The organism is Burkholderia sp. L-4, assembly GCF_056856535.1.
The window spans coordinates 1,999,594-2,017,659 of the sequence record NZ_JBXEOX010000001.1 but is presented as its reverse complement, the minus strand read 5'-3'; the positions used below and the strand labels follow the sequence as shown (position 1 = coordinate 2,017,659).

Here is an 18,066-nt window from a genome sequence, read left to right as displayed (position 1 = left end):
CAAGCGGGGTAACACCCGATGCGTTTGCGGCGCATTGCATCGAGCTTGGCGGTAGACTGGCAGCGCATCATGCATCGAAAACCGCGCGGCACGCGCGTGCCGCCGCATTACAAGGAGGTCAGCATGAGCCAACGCAGCTTGTCAGTCGCCGCATCGTGGTCGGTCGTGTTCGCGGCGGCGTGCGTCAGCGCGAGCGTATTCGCGGCGCCGCCGGTCAAGGGCAGCCTGAAGGGCGGCGGTACCGGACAGCTCGAATACACCGTCAAGGTCGATTCGAAGACCTTCGGCAATACGCAGGAGACGCGCAAGATCCGCTCGGGCGAGACGGACGATTTCAACTGGAAGTCGGTGCCGCCGAGCGGCGCGGTCGCGATGCCGGACGGCTGCCCGAACGCCGACACCCTGCCGCGCGACGCGAACGGCGCGATGGTGCGCCAGACCCAGGTACGGCTCGCGCCGTCGGTCGACGCGAAGGGCGTCGCCAACGTGCAGCTGAGCTTCCAGGCGGCCGCGCCGAAGGGCACGCGCAGCGTGACGGCCGGCGGCAAGTCGCTGCAATGCCCGGACGTCGTGTCGGTCAGCCAGGTGAAGTGGGTGTCGATTCCGACCAACGGCGGATCGAAATCCGTGACGATGAGCGACGGCACCAAGGTGACGGTGTCGATCAAGCGCTGAACGGCGCGCGCGGGCCGGCGTTTCGCCCGGTGCGCGCGCAACGGATTCGACGGGTGGCGTGGGCGGGGCGGCGCATGAGCGCTGCGTGCAGGCGTCGCGATGTTTTCCCGTCATCTTCTTCGTGGGACGGTGCCGCTGCCGTGCGGCGGCCGTGCGTGACGTCATGCAGCTGTCGCGTGACGTTCACCCGCTTCCTTTTCTCCCCGTAACGATTCCGATGAAACCTCGAATGCGCGTGCTGCTGTCTGCCATTGCGTTCGTCGCCGTGCATGCGCACGCGGCCGACGACTGCAGTTTCGTGAAGAAGGTCGGGCTGCCGTCGCGGCAGCCGGTAGCCGTCGTGTCGAGCGGCGCACTCGAACCGTGCTCGACCGGCAGCTACGCGGTACGCGTGTACTCGACCGCGCACGCCGCCCCGGGCTTCGATACCGACGATTACGTGACGGGCACGCTGCATGCGCGCGACGGTACGGTCACCGATGCGTTCACGGCGCGACCTCGGCGCACGCGCACCGCAGGCGCTCGTCGTGACGACGCGTTCGGCCGGCAGCGGCGGTTATGTCGGCGCGCAGGCTTATGTGACGACGCCGCGCGCGGTGCGGCTCGTTGCGTCGGTCGACGGGCTCGCACCCGAGGCGGACGTCGCGGCCGCGTTGCGGCAGGCGATCGGCAAGCGCCGCGTCGCGCGCTGACCGTCCGGCGCGCGAACGCATCGCGCGGTACCCGGGCCGGTCAGTGCGCGCGCTCTTCGAGCCGCGACGCGAGAAAGCGGTGATCGGCCGAGAACAGCCGGCGATAGGTCATCAGTACCGCGCCGACGGTGCCGAGCGCGGACGCGGCGGCGATCAGGAACATGATCACGATCTGGTAGCGCACGGCCTGCAGCGGCGACTGGCCGGCCAGCACCTGGCCCGTCATCATCCCCGGCAGGCTGACGACGCCGACGACGGCCATCTGGTTCAGCGTCGGCAGCATGCCCGCGCGTACGGCCTGGCGCGCGGCATCCTGCGCGGCTTCCCAGCGCGTCGCGCCGAGCGCGAGTGCGGTCTCGACCCGATCGCGCCGCGCGGTGAGTTCTTCCATCATCCGCTCGACGCCGAGCGACACGCCCGTGAGCGTATTGCCGAGAATCATCCCCAGGATCGGAATCGCGTATTGCGGCGCATACCATGGATGAATGCGGATCACGACGAACAACCCGACCGCCGCGACGAACCAGCTGCTGAACCAGATCGACGCAATGCTGTCGATGCGCTGGCCGCGATATGTGCGCTTGCCGCGGCCGGCGCCGGCGAAACCGGCGATCAGCGTCATCAGCGCGGTGAGCGGCAGCACGACGTACCAGTGCGGATGGCCGAACACCCAGCCGAGCACGTAGCCGATCGCGAGCAGCTGCACGACGGTGCGCACCGCCGCGAGCGCGAGCTTGCGGCCGAGGCCGAGCGACAAGGCCGCCGAAATCGCGCCGTTGACGGCGACGAGCGCGGCGGCGATGCCGACGTCGACGAGGCTCAGGTCCTGCAGGGCCGGGCTCATTGCGCCGCCTCCGTCGGGTTCGCGACATGCATGACGCCTGCCTGCATCACGAGCCGCATCGTGCCGATCCGGGCGGCCTGGGCCGGATCGTGCGAGATCCACATGTAGGCGCGCGTGTCGGGTGCCGCGTCGAACCACGCGCCGACCAGCGCCTCGATCGCGCGCGCCGAGTCGGGATCGAGTGCGGACGTCGGCTCGTCGAGCAGCAGCACGTCGGGGTCGAGCTGCAGCACGCGCAGCAGCGCGGCGATCTGCGCTTCGCCGCCGGACAGGTCGCTCGCGCGCTTGTCGAGAAAGTCCGGGCCGCGGCCGGCCTGCGCGGCGAGCGCTTCGGCACGTGCGCGATCGAATGCGACGTCGCGATAGATCGCGAGCGAATACGGATAGCGCAATTGCGATTCGACGGTGCCGTCCATTTGCGCGGGGCGCTGGCGCACGTACGCGACGCTGCGCCGGTAGCGCGGAATCGCGCCGCGCCGGATCCGGCGGCCGCGCCACAGGATCTGCCCGCCGTCGAGCGGATCGAGCAGCGCGAGCGCGCGCAGCAGCACGCTCTTGCCGGAGCCGGACGGTCCCGTGATAGCAATTCGCGATCCCGCGGCGAGGCTGAAATCGGTCGGCGCCAGCAGCGTCTTGCCGCTGCTGGCGTCGCGCCGCGCGATGTGCCGCGCATCGATGAGACCGGTGGGGGCTGTCATGTCACAAATGAAAAAAAGCGTTAATGGCGCCGAAGAGGCGGTATCGCGTGCGTCATAATACCGATTGAAAAGCCGCGGGTGTCGTGCGCCGTTCGTTCACGCAAGCGGTCCGGCATGGCGCGGTAACACTTCAGAACAACAACGGAACCGCCATGACGCTAACCCGAGCCATCGGCAAATCGGCTGCATGGGTCGTCGGTATCGTCGCGGTGCTCATCGCGGCGGCCGGCGTCTTTCTCTTCACGTTCGACTGGAACCGCGCGAAACCGTGGGTCAACGAACAGGTGAGCGCCGCACTCGGCCGCCCGTTCGCGATCAACGGCGATCTCAAGGTCGGCTGGCGTCGCCCCGACGGCGAGACCGGCTGGCGCGCATGGGTGCCCTGGCCGAGCTTTTCGGCCACGCAGCTCGAGATCGGCAACCCCGACTGGGCGAAGTCGCCCAAGTTCGTCACGCTCGATGCCGCGCACTTCGATCTCGCGATCCTGCCGCTGCTCGCGCATGAAATCGTCATTCCGTCGATCGACGTCGTGAATCCGGCTGTCGACCTCGAGCGGCTTGCCGACGGCCGCAACACGTGGACCTTCCAGTTCAAGCAATCGTCGCAGCCGTCGCCGTGGAAGGTGCGGCTCGACAGCTTCGGCTTCGCGAAGGGCACCGTCACGTATCGCGATGCGATCACGAAGGCCGACCTGACCGTCGCGATCGATACGCTCGGCCAGCCGATCCCGCTCGGCGACGTGCTCAAGGAGCAGGAGCAGACGTCGCGCGCGGCGTCCGCGCAGCGTGTCGGCAAGCATGGCGCCGCGCAGTTGAGCGCGAAGGCCAATGCGGAAGCCGCATCGAGCGCTTCCGGCGCGCAGGCGGCGAGTGCGGCATCGGCGACGGGCGCGTCGGCTGCGGCTTCCGTCGCTTCGGCGGCGTCCGGTTCGTCCGCTTCTTCTGCTTCTTCCGCATCGACGGTTGCCGTGGCATCCGGCGCATCCGGCGCCGCGGCGCCCGCGAAGCCGTCCGGCCCGACCTATGCGTTCGGGCTGAAGGTCGACGGCCGCTACAAGAACGTGCCGATCAACGGGACCGGCAAGCTCGGCGGCGTGCTCGCGATCCAGGACGCATCGCGGCCGTTCCCGCTGCAGGCCGACGTGAAGGCCGGCGATACGCGGCTCGCGATCGTCGGTACGCTGACCGATCCGATGCATCTCGCGGCGATCGACCTGCGGCTGTGGCTGCAGGGCACGTCGATGTCGCACCTTTACCCGCTCACCGGCATCACGCTGCCCGATACGCCGCCTTACGCGACCGAAGGGCGGTTGATCGGCAACTTCAAGCGGCACGCGAGCACGTTCCGCTACGAGAACTTCAACGGCCGCGTCGGCGGCAGCGATCTCGGCGGCACGCTCACGTATGCGCAGCGCGAGCCGCGACCGAAGCTGTCGGGCGAACTCGTGTCGAACCTGCTGCAGTTCTCCGATCTCGCGCCGGTGATCGGTGCCGATACGGCCGCGAGCAAGGCCAAGCGAGGCGACACGACGCATCAGCCGCCGGGCCGCGTGCTGCCGGTCGAGACGTTCCGGACCGACCGCTGGCGGGCGCTCGACGCGGACGTCAAGTTCACGGGCCGCAAGCTGGTCAAGAGTTCGAACCTGCCGATCACGAACCTGTATACGCACATCCTGATGCAGGACGGCGTGCTGTCGCTCGAGCCGCTGCAGTTCGGCGTCGCGGGCGGCACGCTCGCGACGACCGCGCATCTCGACGGCAGCGGCACGCCGCTGAAGGGCCGTTTCACGGTGGCCGCGCGGCACCTGAAGCTCAAGCAACTGTTCCCGACGCAGAAGGTCATGCAGTCGGCGCTCGGCGAAATCAATGGCGACGCGTCGCTGTCGGCGACCGGCAACTCGCCGGCGGCGCTCGCCGCGACGTCGAACGGCGAAGTGAAGGCGCTCGTGACGGACGGCCGCATCAGTCGCCTGCTGATGGAAGCGGCGGGGCTGAACGTGGCCAACGTCGTCTACGAGAAGCTGTTCGGCAACAACGACGTGAAGATCAACTGCGCGGCGATCGATTTCGTCGCGACCAACGGCATGCTCGACCCGAAAGTGTTCGCGCTCGATACCGACGATGCGCTGATCAACGTCGACGGCGCGATCAGCCTGCGCGACGAATCGCTCGACCTGAAGATCCACCCGCATACGAAGGGGTTCCGGATCTTCTCGCTGCGCTCGCCGCTGTATGCGAAGGGGACGTTCAAGGACCCGAAGGTCGGCGTCGATGCGACCGCGCTCGCGCTGCGCGCCGGCGCGATGGTCGGGCTCGGGCTGATCAACCCGTTCGCGGCGCTGATCCCGCTGATCGCGCCGAGCAACAACCGCGACGTGCCGTGCTCCGAGCTGTTCGGGCAGATGAAGGCGAAGGCCGCGCAGAAGGCGGCCGCGAAGGCCGGCAAGTGACGCGCGTCAACGGCCCGCGCGCACCCACAGCAGCACGGCGTCCACTTCGCGGCCGTCGATCCGCACCGGCGCGGCGGTGCCGAGTTGAAGGCGGTCGCCGTCGAGCATGACGGCGCGCTGCTGGACGTTGCCGAGCCAGTTCGGGAACAGGCTGACGTCCATTTCATGGGTCAGCGTGCCGTCGTCGGTCACTTGAAAGGGGCCGGAATAGGCGATGTAGCCGCGGGCGGCGGCCGCGTACTCGGCGTCGGTGCCGTGGTGCAGGTCGCCGTTCGCGTAGGGCGGCCGGCCGGTAGCCATCAGTTGGGCGGACATGTAGCCGTCCGGCGTATAGAGAATCCAGCCGCGCGCGTCGCGGCCGAGCGGATAGGCGGTCGCGCTACCGTCGCGCGGGCGGACTTCGTAGGACACGAGGCGCCATGCGCCGACGAGTTGTTCGCGAAGCTGGCTGGCAAGCATGCTGGATTCCGGTCGGGCGGCGTTGGGGCGCGTGCCGCCGTGTTGGCGGGCCGCCGGGCGGAGGGCCAGATGGCCTCGAATGCGCTGCCCGGGCAGTATGGTCGGCAGTTTCTCCGACTCCTGCTAAAATACACGGTTTTCCGTCGATTTCTCTCTTAACGGGACCTGCCGTGCTTTCTACTGCCAACATCACGATGCAATTCGGGCCAAAGCCCCTGTTCGAGAATATCTCGGTCAAATTCGGCGAGGGCAACCGCTATGGTCTGATCGGCGCGAACGGCTGTGGCAAGTCGACGTTCATGAAGATCCTCGGTGGCGACCTCGAGCCGAGCGCCGGCAACGTCGCGCTGGAGCCGAACGTCCGCCTGGGCAAGCTGCGCCAGGACCAGTTCGCGTACGAAGACGTGCGCGTGCTCGACGTCGTGATGATGGGCCACACCGAAATGTGGGCCGCCATGACCGAGCGTGACGCGATCTACGCGAACCCGGAAGCCACCGACGACGACTACATGCACGCGGCCGAACTCGAAGGCAAGTTCGCCGAATACGGCGGTTACGACGCCGAGGCGCGCGCGGGTGCGCTGCTGCTGGGCATCGGCATCGAGGAGAAATTCCACAACGGCACGATGGCCGACGTCGCGCCGGGCTGGAAGCTGCGCGTGCTGCTCGCGCAGGCGCTGTTCTCGAAGCCGGACGTGCTGCTGCTCGACGAACCGACCAACAACCTCGACATCAACTCGATCCGTTGGCTCGAGCACACGCTCAACGAGTACAACTCGACGATGATCATCATCTCGCACGATCGTCACTTCCTGAACTCGGTGTGCACGCACATGGCCGACATGGACTTCGGCACGCTGAAGGTCTGGCCGGGCAACTACGACGACTACATGCTCGCATCGGCACAGGCGCGCGAGCGCCAGGCCGCCGCGAACGCACGTGCGAAGGAGCGCGTGGCCGAACTGCAGGACTTCGTGCGCCGCTTCTCGGCGAACAAGTCGAAGGCCCGCCAGGCAACGAGCCGTGCGAAGCAGATCGACAAGATCAAGATCGAGGAATTCAAGCCGTCGTCGCGCCAGAACCCGTTCATCCGCTTCGAGTTCGAGAAGAAGCTGCACAACGTCGCGGTGGTCGCGGAAGACATCACGAAGAAGTACGAGCGCACGATCTTCCAGAACTTCAACCTGTCGGTGCAGCCGGGCGAACGCATCGCGATCATCGGCGAGAACGGCGCGGGCAAGACGACGCTGCTGCGCTCGCTGCTCGGCGCGCTCGAACTCGATCACGGCACGGTGAAGTGGTCCGAGAACGCGAATGTCGGCTACATGCCGCAGGACACGTACGAGGAATTCCCGAACGACATCACGCTGATGGACTGGATCGACCAGTACCGCAAGGACGGCGACGACGAAACGATGGTGCGCGGCACGCTGGGCCGCCTGCTGTTCTCGTCGGACGACATCAAGAAGTCGGTGAAGGTGCTGTCGGGCGGCGAGAAGGGCCGCATGATCTGGGGCAAGCTGATGCTCGGCCGCCACAACGTGCTGCTGATGGACGAGCCGACCAACCACATGGACATGGAGTCGATCGAGTCGCTGCAGATCGCGCTCGAGCAGTTCGAAGGCACGCTGATCTTCGTGTCGCACGACCGCGAATTCGTGAGCGGGCTGGCGAACCGGATCATCGAAGTGCGTACGGATGGCACGCTGTTCGACTTCGGCGGGAATTATGAGGAATTCCTGACGAGTCAGGGGCAGGAGTAATTCTGCCGGGTTGTCCCAAGACCACCTTTCATGCGTCTCGGCTTGTCCCGCGGAATTGTCCCGTTGGGACGGCCGGCTTCCTGGTGCCCCTTCTTGGCGAGCGAACGCTAAAGCATCTCAGGGAAGTCTTGTAAAGCCTGAAGCCCGTACTGGCGGCATGCCTGTATGGGCTTTTTCATTTTGGGCGAGGCACTCGCCGTTGTTGCGGTACGTAGAAGCCGACCTTGTTGTACTCAACCCACCAATCAGCTTGGGATATTCATGATTCGAATCGTGATGGGTGTGACGAGGGTAGGAGAGCGATGCCTTCGCTCGAAATCGACAGTGCTGGCATCGCGCTTTTAGTTGCCACTGCAAAAATGAGGAAAAAGAGGGTGGGCGCCATCGACGTCAGAAAAAGGGTGCCGGCACGGCGTCCAAAACAACATCTCGCCTATCCCAATAAATTCGGATCTTACCTCGAATTGACAATCTGAAAGAATTATTAAAAATATTAAATCGAGCGTGTTTTTACAGAATACCCAAGTTTTTAGAGCGGATGTAATCGATGCCCCCGTGCATCGCATTAATCATTCCTGACATTCAGCGGTGGTTGCTTCTGCTAGGATCGCGCAGTGGATAAGAGGGGACCAATTGCGAGCGCTGGCTCGCAATCGTGACAGCATGAGAGACGTTGTCGCGCTGACTATCCGTTGCAAGCGCGTTCAAGACTAGACGACGAATTGCGTTTGGTCCTATCGGCGCTGAATTCAAACAAGATCGCAAGCAGGGACGCAGTTTGCGTCAACGAAGAATGAACAAGAAACGCTATCGGGTTGTGTTCAATCGCGCACGGGGCGCGATGATGGTCGTTCAGGAAAATGGCAGTTTGTCGCGCGCAGTAGGGAATTCACAAGGAGCGCGCGCACCATCGGGCTTGCCGGGGTTGCGAATCGTATGGCAACCGATTGCGATGGCGGCCGCATTGTTGTTCGGTGTGCCGTTATTCAGCTTCGCGCAAATCGCGCCGACTCCTGGCACGAGCACACACGTGATCCAGACGCAGAACGGCATTCCGCAAGTGAATATCGCCGCGCCGTCTGGCGCAGGCGTCTCGGTGAACACGTACAACCAGTTCGATGTTCAAAAACCAGGCGCGATACTGAACAACTCGCCGACGATCGCGAACACGCAGCAGGCGGGGATGATCAACGGCAACCCGAATTTCGGTGTTGGCCAGTCCGCGCGGATCATCGTCAACCAGGTCAACAGCAATGCGCCTTCGCAACTCAGAGGTTACGTTGAGGTGGCGGGCAACCGTGCCGAAGTGATCTTGTCGAACAGTGCGGGTATTCAGGTCGACGGCGGCGGGTTTATCAATACGTCGCGAGCCGTCCTCACCACCGGTACACCTTACTACGGCACCGACGGATCACTCGGTGGATTCAACGTATCGCGCGGCCTGATTTCCGTGAGCGGTGCTGGCCTGAACGCATCGAACGTCGATCAGGTTGACTTGATTTCGCGCGCGGTGCAGGCCAACGCAGCGATTTACGCCAAGAATCTGAACGTCGTCGCAGGTTCGAACCAAGTCAACCACGACACGCTCGCGGCGACACCGATCGCTGGCGATGGTGCGGCACCGGCGATCGCAATCGACGTGAGCCAACTCGGCGGCATGTACGCGAACAGGGTCTTTCTCGTATCGAACGAGTTTGGTGTCGGTGTCGCGAACGCCGGGACGATCGCGGCACAAGCAGGCGACCTGACGCTGCAAGCCAACGGCCAGCTTGTACTAACGGGCAAGACGACTGCAAGCGGTAATCTTTCCGCAACGGCGAGCAGTATTCAAAACACCGGCACGACGTATGCGCAACAGAGCGCAAACGTTTCAGCAGCCGGTGTGTTGTCGAACAGCGGGACGCTCGCTGCGCAGCAAAATACGACGGTCGACGCAGGTAGCATCAACTCGACCGGAACGCTCGGTGCGGGCGTAAATAACGATGGCTCAGTCGGAAAAGGCGGCGACCTGAATCTGTCGAGCACGGGACAACTGACGGCGACCGGGCAGAACGTCGCGGGCGGGAGCGCGTCGATTTCCGGCAGCGGCGTCAATCTCGCAGGCAGCCAGACGGCCGCGAACGGCAATGTGTCGCTGAACGCGAACGCGGGCGACCTGAACCTTGCGAACGCGACGACGAGTGCGCAGGGTGCACTCAATGCGAAGGCAGCGGGTGCGTTGATCAACGATCAAGGCGCGCTGTCGAGCCAAGGCAACGCAACGTTGACCGCGGACAGCATTTCAAATCAAAGCGGCAAGATATCGGCGCAAGGTTCGTTGAACGTGCAATCGAACGGTGCGATCGCGAATCAGGGCGGTACGCTGGTTTCGGAAAATTCGATACAAGTGCGCGGCGGTGCGATCGCAAACAACCAAGGCACGATCCAGAGCGCGGCCGGAATGAACATTTCGGGAAGCTCGTTGGACAACAGTGCGGGTCGCGTTACGTCGCTGAATTCGGATGGTCTGTCCATTACGACGACGGGGCAACTGACGAATGACGCCGGTACGACCGCACTTGGCGCACAAGGCGGTGTGATTGGCGGTAACGGCAGTGTGGCGATTCAATCGGGCAGCGTCGTGAACCACGGCACGGTCAGTGCACAAACGAATTTGAACGTCGGCACGCAATCACTCGACAATGGCAGTGGTGCGTTGTCAGCTGCGCAAAACGCGGTGATCGATGCAGGTGCGCGGTTGACGAATGGTTCGGGCAGTATCACCGCCGGACAATCCGCGACAGTGGATGCCGCGTCGCTGAATAATGATGCGGGTTCGGTACAGGCGGCACAGTTGTCGCTCGGGGCGACGAATTTGTCGAACCATGGCGGCACGATTACGCAAACCGGGACGGGCACAATGAATGTTGCCGTCTCGAACATCCTCGATAACTCAAGCAACGGCGTGATTCAGACCAACAGCACGGACCTGAACCTCACGCCCGCGACACTGATCAACGATCACGGAAAAATTGCTCATGCCGGGAGCGGTGCGCTGTCGATTTTCACCGGTGCATTGTCGAATCAAGGCGGCACGATCGCGACCAACGGGGCATTGAGCCTGAAAGCCTCAGCCGTATCGAATAGCGCAGGTACGCTGGCCGCGCAGCGTCACGCGGCGCTTGACGTGCAGTCGTTCGATAACCGTGCGGGCGGCTATGTCGGTGCGGACAGCATGACGCTGAAAGCTCAAGGCGGTGTCGATAACCGTACTGGCACGCTCGAAGCTAACAACGGCGTTTCAGTGACGGCCGACAGTCTCGCGAATGATGGAGGCTCACTTAAAAACGTGGGTGCAGGCGCGCTGTCAGTCACGACAGTAAACGCGCTGACGAATACGGCGGGCGGCACCATTGGCGGCAACGGAGACGTTTCGGTATCAGCGGGCAGCATCGATAATTCCAGCGGCTCGCTGCTCGCGGGACAGGCGCTTTCAGTACAGTCGAACAGCACGATCACGAATGCTGCCGGTCTTGTCCAGGCGAATGGGAATCTGTCGCTGCGAGCACAAGGCGCGATCAACAACAGCGCAGGGCAAATCGAAGCGAACGGTACGAATGCGGCGCTCGCGCTGTCGGGGAGCAGCGTCGACAACAGCGACGGGCGCATCGTCAATATCGGTAGCGGAGCGACAACGATCGATGGCGGTACGTCGATCACAAACACGAACGCCTCCGGAAAAGCGGGGGCAGGCACGATTGGCGGAAACGGCGATGTTACGCTGACCGCGCAGACGCTCACGAATGCACAAGGTGGTCAGACGCTGTCCGGGCGAGATTTGACGCTGAACGTTGCAAACGACGTAAGGAATGCGAGTGGCGTGCTGTCAGCCGCGAACAACCTCAAGTTGAGCGCGGTAAACGCAGCACTGTCGAATCAGGCTGGATCGATTCGTGCAAATGGCGCGCTGTCGCTCAACACTGCATCTATCGACAACGCGTTCGGAAAAATCGGCAACGACACTGGCACCGGCGGCAGTGTCTCAATTCAGACCGGCACGCTTACCAACCAGAATGGCGCGATCGGCAGCGATCAGGATCTGACGCTAACCGCGAGCACGTTGAGCGGTGATGGTTCGATTGTGGCGGGCCGAAACGGTGCGGTGGCACTCGGTAGCGATTACACGCAGACCACGGCGAGCAAGTTGCACGCAAATGGGGACCTCACGTTTTCCACGTCGGGAAAACTGACGAACCAAGGCGTGCTGGATGCCAACGGCGCGCTGACCGTGAACGCTGCGAACGTGGAGAACCAAGCAGGCGCCGATCTGAATTCCAGTAAGACGACGGTCAACGCGAACGGCGGCGCGATCGATAACGCAGGTCGCATCGAAGGCGATACGGTTGCGACCAACAGCGCGACGCTGAACAACACCGCGACGATCATCGGCCGCGAAGTCAGCACCACTGCGAACACGATCAACAATACCGGTGCGGCGGCCGTGATTGCGGCAGCCGAACGGGTGAATTTGTTCGCGTCCAACCAGTTGTCGAACACGGGCGGCGCGAATATCTTCAGCGCGGGCGATATCAATATCGCTGCGGACGGTCAGCGCGACGCGAACGGGTTTCTCGCGAACCGTACGCAAAATGTCTTGAACGATCAGTCCACGATCGAAGCGCAAGGCAGCGTCGAACTCGCGGCTGGTACGTTCACGAACACACGTCCGGCTCCCGTAGTGACCACTGAAACCACGAGCACGACGAGCAAGCACGAAACCAAACGTCAGAAGTACATCGTGTGCGCGACGATGAATGCAGACCCGAACGGCGGGTGTTCGCAGGCGATGTGGGTCAACGGTTACAAGACGCCGCTCACTTCAACCTATAGTCCTTCGCAGGTTGTATCGGAAACGTCCGGACCAAACGCGACTGACAAGGTATTGGTCGTGAACGTGAACGGCAAGCAGCAGACGATTTATTACAACACGCTGACGACCAACGCGGACGGTACGGTTACGGTCAACTATTGGGATGCATACGATCCACACGTCAACTACGTTCCGGATACGGAATACACGACGCGCAGCGATGGGCACAACGGCTATCAGCGTGTCGAAATCTGGCGCGACACGACAACCACGGTCCAGCAGGACAAGGTAACGAGCCAGGCGCAACAGGCGCAACTCGTGGCTGGCAACAACATCGTGATGAAGAACGTCGGGACGATCAACAACGAATACAGCTCAATTGCGGCGGGCGGGTCGATCAAAATAGGCGACTCGGATGTGTCCGGCAGTGCAGGTTCAGGCAGCTACGGTGGCACGGTCGTGAACAACGTCGGGCGGACGCTGTATCAGTATCAGACCGACAGTATCGTATCGATGTACGCGTGGAACGAGGATACGACGCGGGATCGCGGAACGATCGTTCAGCCTTCGAAGGTCTATACACCCGTTGCCATCGGCGGCACGGGGGGCACGATTGTCGCCAACCAGTCGGTGATCATCGACGCGAAGGATGTCAACAACCAGAACGTCGCGGCGCAGAATTCTTCGACGGGCGCAACTGGCGGCACGCTTGGAAATAATTCGGCCAATGAGGGCGTGTCCGGTGGAAAGTTGACGCCGGTCGGTGCCGCAGGCGGGGCATCGACGCCTGTTGGTGCGCAGCAATCGGTGGCGAATGCGTCCGGCGCATTGCCGATCACGTTACCGACGAGCGGTCTATATTCGATTCACGACGCGCCTGGCCAGCCGTATCTGATCGTCACCGATCCGCGGTTGACGAGCTATACGAATTTCATTTCGAGCGACTACATGCTCGGCCAGTTGAACCTGAACCCGGCGAGCATCGAAAAGCGCCTGGGCGACGGGATGTATGAGCAGCAGATGGTGCGCAATCAGATTACGCAACTGACGGGGCGCACTTTCTTGCCGGGTTACGCGAGCGCCGAAGATGAGTATCGCGCGTTGATGACGAACGGTGCGAACTACGCGATAGACTTCGGATTGGTGCCCGGCATGGCGCTGACCGCTGCGCAAATGGACGCGCTGACGAGCGATATCGTGTGGCTCGTTGACCAGACCGTGACGCTGCCCGACGGCAGCACGACGCACGTGTTGGCTCCGGTCGTCTACATGGCGCAAACGCATGCGAACGATCTGCAACCGACCGGTGCCCTGATTGCGGCGGACGACGTTGAGATTCACACGACGGGCAGCACGACCAACACGGGCGTCATCAAGGGCGGCACGAAGACGATTCTCACCGCGACCGATATCCTGAATCGCGGCGGCACGATTTCGAGCAGCAGCGCGAACGGCACGACGGTCGTATCGGCCAGCAACGACGTGGTGAACTCGTCGGGGATGATCACTGGCAACCGGGTTGCAGTCAGCGCTGGCCGGGATATCGTCAACACGACGCTGGTTGATGCGGTGGGTGCGACCAGTGCATCGGGCGCAAGTAAGGCCAATACAAGCTTGATCGGCCAGCAAGGCACGATCGCGGCAACGGGCGACCTTTCCGTGCAGGCTGGTCGCGACCTGACGCTTCACGGTGCAAATCTGTCGGCCGGCGGCGATGCGCTGGTCACGGCGGGCCGCGATATCAACGTCGATACGGTTCAGTCCACGACGAACCAATCGATGTATCTGAACGATCAGCATCATTGGGAAGAATCCACGACGAAGAACGTGACGAGCGGCATCACCGCAGGCGGCAGCTTGGGGATGCAAAGCGGCAACGATACGACGCTCAAAGGCGTGACGGTAACCGCCGGTAAGGATTTGTCGGTGCTTGCGGGCGGCAACCTGACGGCGACGACGGTCACGGATACCGCGAAGCTCGATAACGTTGCGGCGGACAGCAAGACGCGTAAAGAAGTCGATCACAACTACGACGAACACGCCGTCGGCACGCAGTTCACGGCAGGCGGCAATGCGTCGCTCGGGGCGGCGAGCACCGACGCGTCGAAAGGCAACGTGACGCTCACGGGTTCGTCCCTCACCGCTGGCATGACGAACGGCGTTGAGAATGCCACCGGTTCGGCGAACATCGTTGCAACGGGCAACATCACGGTGAACGAAGCCCGTGAGGAACACGACAAGTACCAATCGGTGCAGGTTCAACGCGGCAGCTTCGTCAGCAGCACGAAAACCGATGGCATGACGGACACGCATGCGAACGTTGGCGTCGGCAGTACGGTGTCGGGCAATACCGTCAACATCCAATCGGGCCACGACCTGACTGTCCAAGGCAGTACCGTCGTTGGTACGAACGATGTGAGTCTTGCGGCAACGAACAACGTCAATATCACGACCTCCAAGGATACGGTCACGCAGGACAGCTACTACCGCGAAACGCATTCGGGCATCGGTACAAGCGGCCTGAGCGTGAGTATCGGCACGCAGAAGAAGGCGGATACGGATCATGCTTCATCCGTCACGAACAACGCGAGCACGGTTGGTTCGATTAATGGCAACCTGACTGTCAAGGCCGGCGACACCCTGCACGTGACGGGTAGCGACCTGATTGCCGGAAAGAACCTGACGGGCAGCGCCGCGAACGTCGTGATCGATGCCGCAACGGATACGAGCAACAAGACCCATAGCGAGACGACCAGCAGCAGCGGAGTCACGCTCGGTCTGTCGGGCAGCATCGGCGACGCGATCAACGGTGCGTATCAACAGGCGCAGGCAGCAAAGAGCGGTGCCGGCGACAGCCGTGCAACGGCGCTGCACGCAATTGCTGCGGCCGGTAATGCCGCGATGGGCGTAGCGGGCTTGACCGGCGGCGCGCTGGCTGGCGGCGGTACGCCGAGCATCGGCGTTCAAGTCAGCGTGGGATCGAGCCATAGCAGACTCGACACGTCGGAAAACCAGACGACACAGCGTGGATCGAGCCTGTCGGCCGGCGGCACCACGTCGCTGATTGCGACCGGCAACGGCACGCCGGGCAGCGGCAATATCACGGTGGCGGGTTCGAACGTGTCGGGCAACGATGTGTTGCTGGCCGCGAAGAATCAGATCGACCTGCAGAACACGACGAACACTGATTCGACGCGCAGCTCGAATTCGTCGTCTAGCGCGAGCGTAGGCGTGTCGATCGGCACGAACGGTATCGGTGTATCGGCCGCCATGTCGCGCGCGCACGGCGACGGCAACAGCGATGCCGTGATGCAGAACAATACGCACGTGACCGGGGCGAACAGCGTCACCATGATCAGCGGCGGCGATACGAACATCGTCGGTTCGGATGTGTCGGGTCGCGCCGTGACGGCCGACGTAGGCGGCAACCTGAACATTCGAAGCGTGCAGGATACGACCGTCAGCAGCGCAAATCAAAGCAGCGCAGGCGGCGGCATCAGTGTCAGTACGATGGGCGGTAGCGCGAGTTTCAGTTCGTCGCACGGCAGTGCAAACGGCAATTATGCCGGTGTCGCTGAACAGGCCGGAATTCAAGCCGGCGACGGCGGGTTCAATGTGAACGTCAAGGGCAATACCGACCTGACGGGTGCGGCGATCGCCAGCACGGCCGATCCGTCGAAGAACACATTGACGACGGGCACGCTGACTTTCCACGACATCCAAAACCATGCGACCTACAACGCCGACAGCAGCGGTTTCAGCGCAGGTGCAGGCGTCGGCGTCACTGGTAAAGCGATCGGTCCGGGAGCGGTTAGCGGTTCGGGCGGCGTGACGCCGATGATTTCACAATCGGATAGTGGTAGCGAGAACGCGACCACCCGTAGCGGTGTCAGCGCAGGGACGATCAACATCACGAACCCGGCAGGACAGACGCAGGAACTGGCTAACCTGAATCACGATACGTCGAATCTGAACGGAACGGTGTCGAAGACACCGGACGTGCAAAACTTGCTCGATAAGCAAGCGGACCTGATGAATGCGGGACAGGCCGCCGGCCAAGTCGTCGCGCAAGGCATTGGTGCTTACGCGGATTTGAAGCATACCGAAGCGCAACACGCGGCCGATGCGGCCAAGCTTGCGGGTGACACAACAGCGCAGGCCGCTTATCAGGCCGAAGCCGATTCGTGGGCAGAAGGCGGTTCCAATCGCGTGCTGTTGCACACGGCGGCCGGCGCAGCGCTGGCGGGATTGGGTGGTGGGAATGCGTTCGCGGGAGCTGCCGGCGCTGCCCTGTCGTCAACGGTGGCAGGCAAGTTGAATAGCCTTGCCGATGCGGTCGGCAACAGCACGGGTTCGCTGCTGGCCGGTAATGTTCTGTCGAACGTGCTGGCCGGCGCTGGTGGTGCTCTGATTGGCGGTACGTCGGGTGCATTCACGGCATCGAATGCCGATCTGTATAACCGTAGCCAATGCAACGTCAACGGCACTTGCAGCACGGGAAGCGAACTTCTTGACACGATCAATCGAGCCAAGGATAGCTTCGTCAATTGGGCTAAAGAGACGTACGGACACCCAGTCGACGATATGACTCGCTGGGGCGGACAGCTCGTTGGGATGGCGCAAAACGACGCGAATACCAAAATTCACGAGAGACCTACCGACTTGATTGCTCAGGGCGTAGCAACTGGAGCGGGTGCGGTCGTCGGCACGGGCGGCGGTAAGCCGCCGACTAGTTCGGGAGCGGTCTTGGTAAATTCGACCACGGGGCAAGCTGGCGGTATTGCACAGACTGTGTCGGGAAGTACATCTCCTAATGCCACCATATCGAGCGGAAGCAGTGGAGATGATTCGTCTCAGCAATCGCTGAGCGGGACTGCCGAAAAGAGTGATAGCTCTTCGTCGGCCGGATCGCTGTCGGGAAAAGCAACACAAATTCCACCGTTTTCTGACGACGCTACAGCTCGCTCTTTGGTACGCGAAAATCAGAGTGCCACAACACTGGCTAATAATGGATATGATGTTGTTCAGAATCCGGATGTGCCTGGCCCAAAAAATCCCGACTATTTAGTTAATGGTCAGGTTTTTGATAATTACGCGCCATCCACAGGAAATGTGCGAAATGTTGCAACAACAATTTCCAATAAAGTGAGCTCCGGGCAGGCAAGCAATATTGTTGTGAACTTGGCCGACAGCTCTTTGACGCCTGCTGCACTGGAGGCGCAACTCAATAGCTATCCGATTCCGGGTCTTAAGCAGGTGATTGTGATTGACAAATCTGGTAAGGTTGTTCCTTTGACAATCAAGGGGCATTAAATGGCAATTGATCTATTTTGCTACTTCTCCGTCGATAGAGAAATCGTTGATGTTGGGCGTGATGAGCTTGTTAGGGATTGCGGTAGATTATTCAGTAGTGTTTTTGTTATTTCGCCAGCAAAGGATGTGGATTCAATGCTTGCCGAGGTGGCAGATGAATTTGGATTTTCGGCGAAATCGTTTTGCATGGTTTCATTGAATATTAAGGAGTCCGCCAATCTCATTGGATTTGCATCAAAATCTCTTAAGGATAAATTTGGCGAGAACATTCTTATCTTGCAGGAAAATGAGCATAAGTTATAGATTGATGAGGGTGAAAACTC

9 protein-coding genes and 1 pseudogene are annotated in these 18,066 nt (G+C 62.0%); 7 read left to right on the top strand and 3 right to left on the bottom strand.

Features of this window, described 5'->3' with window-relative positions:
- Positions 1–123: 123 nt before the first annotated feature.
- Positions 124–675, top strand: coding sequence for a DUF6013 family protein (locus AC1VVG_RS09340; protein ID WP_034187004.1), 552 nt, complete (start codon positions 124–126; stop codon positions 673–675).
- 217 nt (positions 676–892) lie between these two features.
- A pseudogene (locus AC1VVG_RS09335) lies at positions 893–1,367 on the top strand (PliI family lysozyme inhibitor of I-type lysozyme).
- A 40-nt stretch (positions 1,368–1,407) separates the two neighbouring features.
- Here AC1VVG_RS09335 and AC1VVG_RS09330 read toward each other — a convergent pair.
- Both AC1VVG_RS09330 and AC1VVG_RS09325 read right to left on the bottom strand, forming a co-directional pair.
- The gene (locus AC1VVG_RS09330; protein ID WP_049030407.1) at positions 1,408–2,211 is read right to left on the bottom strand and encodes an ABC transporter permease; all 804 of its coding nucleotides are present in this window, start codon (positions 2,209–2,211) and stop codon (positions 1,408–1,410) included.
- Positions 2,208–2,909, bottom strand: coding sequence for an ABC transporter ATP-binding protein (locus AC1VVG_RS09325; protein WP_059557616.1), 702 nt, complete (start codon positions 2,907–2,909; stop codon positions 2,208–2,210). The genes AC1VVG_RS09330 and AC1VVG_RS09325 overlap by 4 nt, the downstream gene beginning before the upstream one ends.
- A 152-nt stretch (positions 2,910–3,061) precedes the next feature.
- Here AC1VVG_RS09325 and AC1VVG_RS09320 point away from each other — a divergent pair, with 152 nt between their 5' ends.
- Positions 3,062–5,359 (top strand): AsmA family protein, encoded by a 2,298-nt coding sequence (locus AC1VVG_RS09320; protein ID WP_482835550.1) that lies wholly within the window; start codon positions 3,062–3,064, stop codon positions 5,357–5,359.
- Between the two features lie 6 nt (positions 5,360–5,365).
- On the opposite strand, the gene AC1VVG_RS09315 is transcribed toward AC1VVG_RS09320, so the two are convergent.
- Positions 5,366–5,818 (bottom strand): lipocalin-like domain-containing protein, encoded by a 453-nt coding sequence (locus tag AC1VVG_RS09315; protein WP_034186792.1) that lies wholly within the window; start codon positions 5,816–5,818, stop codon positions 5,366–5,368.
- A gap of 170 nt (positions 5,819–5,988) precedes the next feature.
- Here AC1VVG_RS09315 and AC1VVG_RS09310 point away from each other — a divergent pair, with 170 nt between their 5' ends.
- The 4 genes from AC1VVG_RS09310 (at position 5,989) to AC1VVG_RS09295 (ending at position 18,046) form a co-directional block, all read left to right on the top strand.
- Positions 5,989–7,581, top strand: coding sequence for an ABC-F family ATPase (locus AC1VVG_RS09310; RefSeq protein WP_034186793.1), 1,593 nt, complete (start codon positions 5,989–5,991; stop codon positions 7,579–7,581).
- A 302-nt stretch (positions 7,582–7,883) separates the two neighbouring features.
- Positions 7,884–8,057, top strand: coding sequence for a hypothetical protein (locus tag AC1VVG_RS09305; RefSeq protein WP_482835549.1), 174 nt, complete (start codon positions 7,884–7,886; stop codon positions 8,055–8,057).
- Between the two features lie 317 nt (positions 8,058–8,374).
- Complete coding sequence (locus AC1VVG_RS09300) at positions 8,375–17,743, top strand: two-partner secretion domain-containing protein (RefSeq protein WP_482835548.1); 9,369 nt, start codon at positions 8,375–8,377, stop codon at positions 17,741–17,743.
- On the top strand, positions 17,744–18,046 hold the full coding sequence (locus AC1VVG_RS09295; protein WP_156444768.1) for a hypothetical protein: 303 nt from the start codon (positions 17,744–17,746) through the stop codon (positions 18,044–18,046).
- Positions 18,047–18,066 lie beyond the last annotated feature (20 nt).

What these genes read in the sequence shown, in the direction of transcription:
- AC1VVG_RS09305 (WP_482835549.1), top strand. Translation starts at nt 7,884, where the DNA reads ATGCCTTCGCTCGAAATCGACAGTGCTGGCATCGCGCTTTTAGTTGCC.
- AC1VVG_RS09315 (WP_034186792.1), bottom strand. Translation starts at nt 5,818, where the DNA reads ATGCTTGCCAGCCAGCTTCGCGAACAACTCGTCGGCGCATGGCGCCTC.
- AC1VVG_RS09300 (WP_482835548.1), top strand. Translation starts at nt 8,375, where the DNA reads ATGAACAAGAAACGCTATCGGGTTGTGTTCAATCGCGCACGGGGCGCG.
- AC1VVG_RS09320 (WP_482835550.1), top strand. Translation starts at nt 3,062, where the DNA reads ATGACGCTAACCCGAGCCATCGGCAAATCGGCTGCATGGGTCGTCGGT.
- AC1VVG_RS09340 (WP_034187004.1), top strand. Translation starts at nt 124, where the DNA reads ATGAGCCAACGCAGCTTGTCAGTCGCCGCATCGTGGTCGGTCGTGTTC.
- AC1VVG_RS09295 (WP_156444768.1), top strand. Translation starts at nt 17,744, where the DNA reads ATGGCAATTGATCTATTTTGCTACTTCTCCGTCGATAGAGAAATCGTT.
- AC1VVG_RS09330 (WP_049030407.1), bottom strand. Translation starts at nt 2,211, where the DNA reads ATGAGCCCGGCCCTGCAGGACCTGAGCCTCGTCGACGTCGGCATCGCC.
- AC1VVG_RS09325 (WP_059557616.1), bottom strand. Translation starts at nt 2,909, where the DNA reads ATGACAGCCCCCACCGGTCTCATCGATGCGCGGCACATCGCGCGGCGC.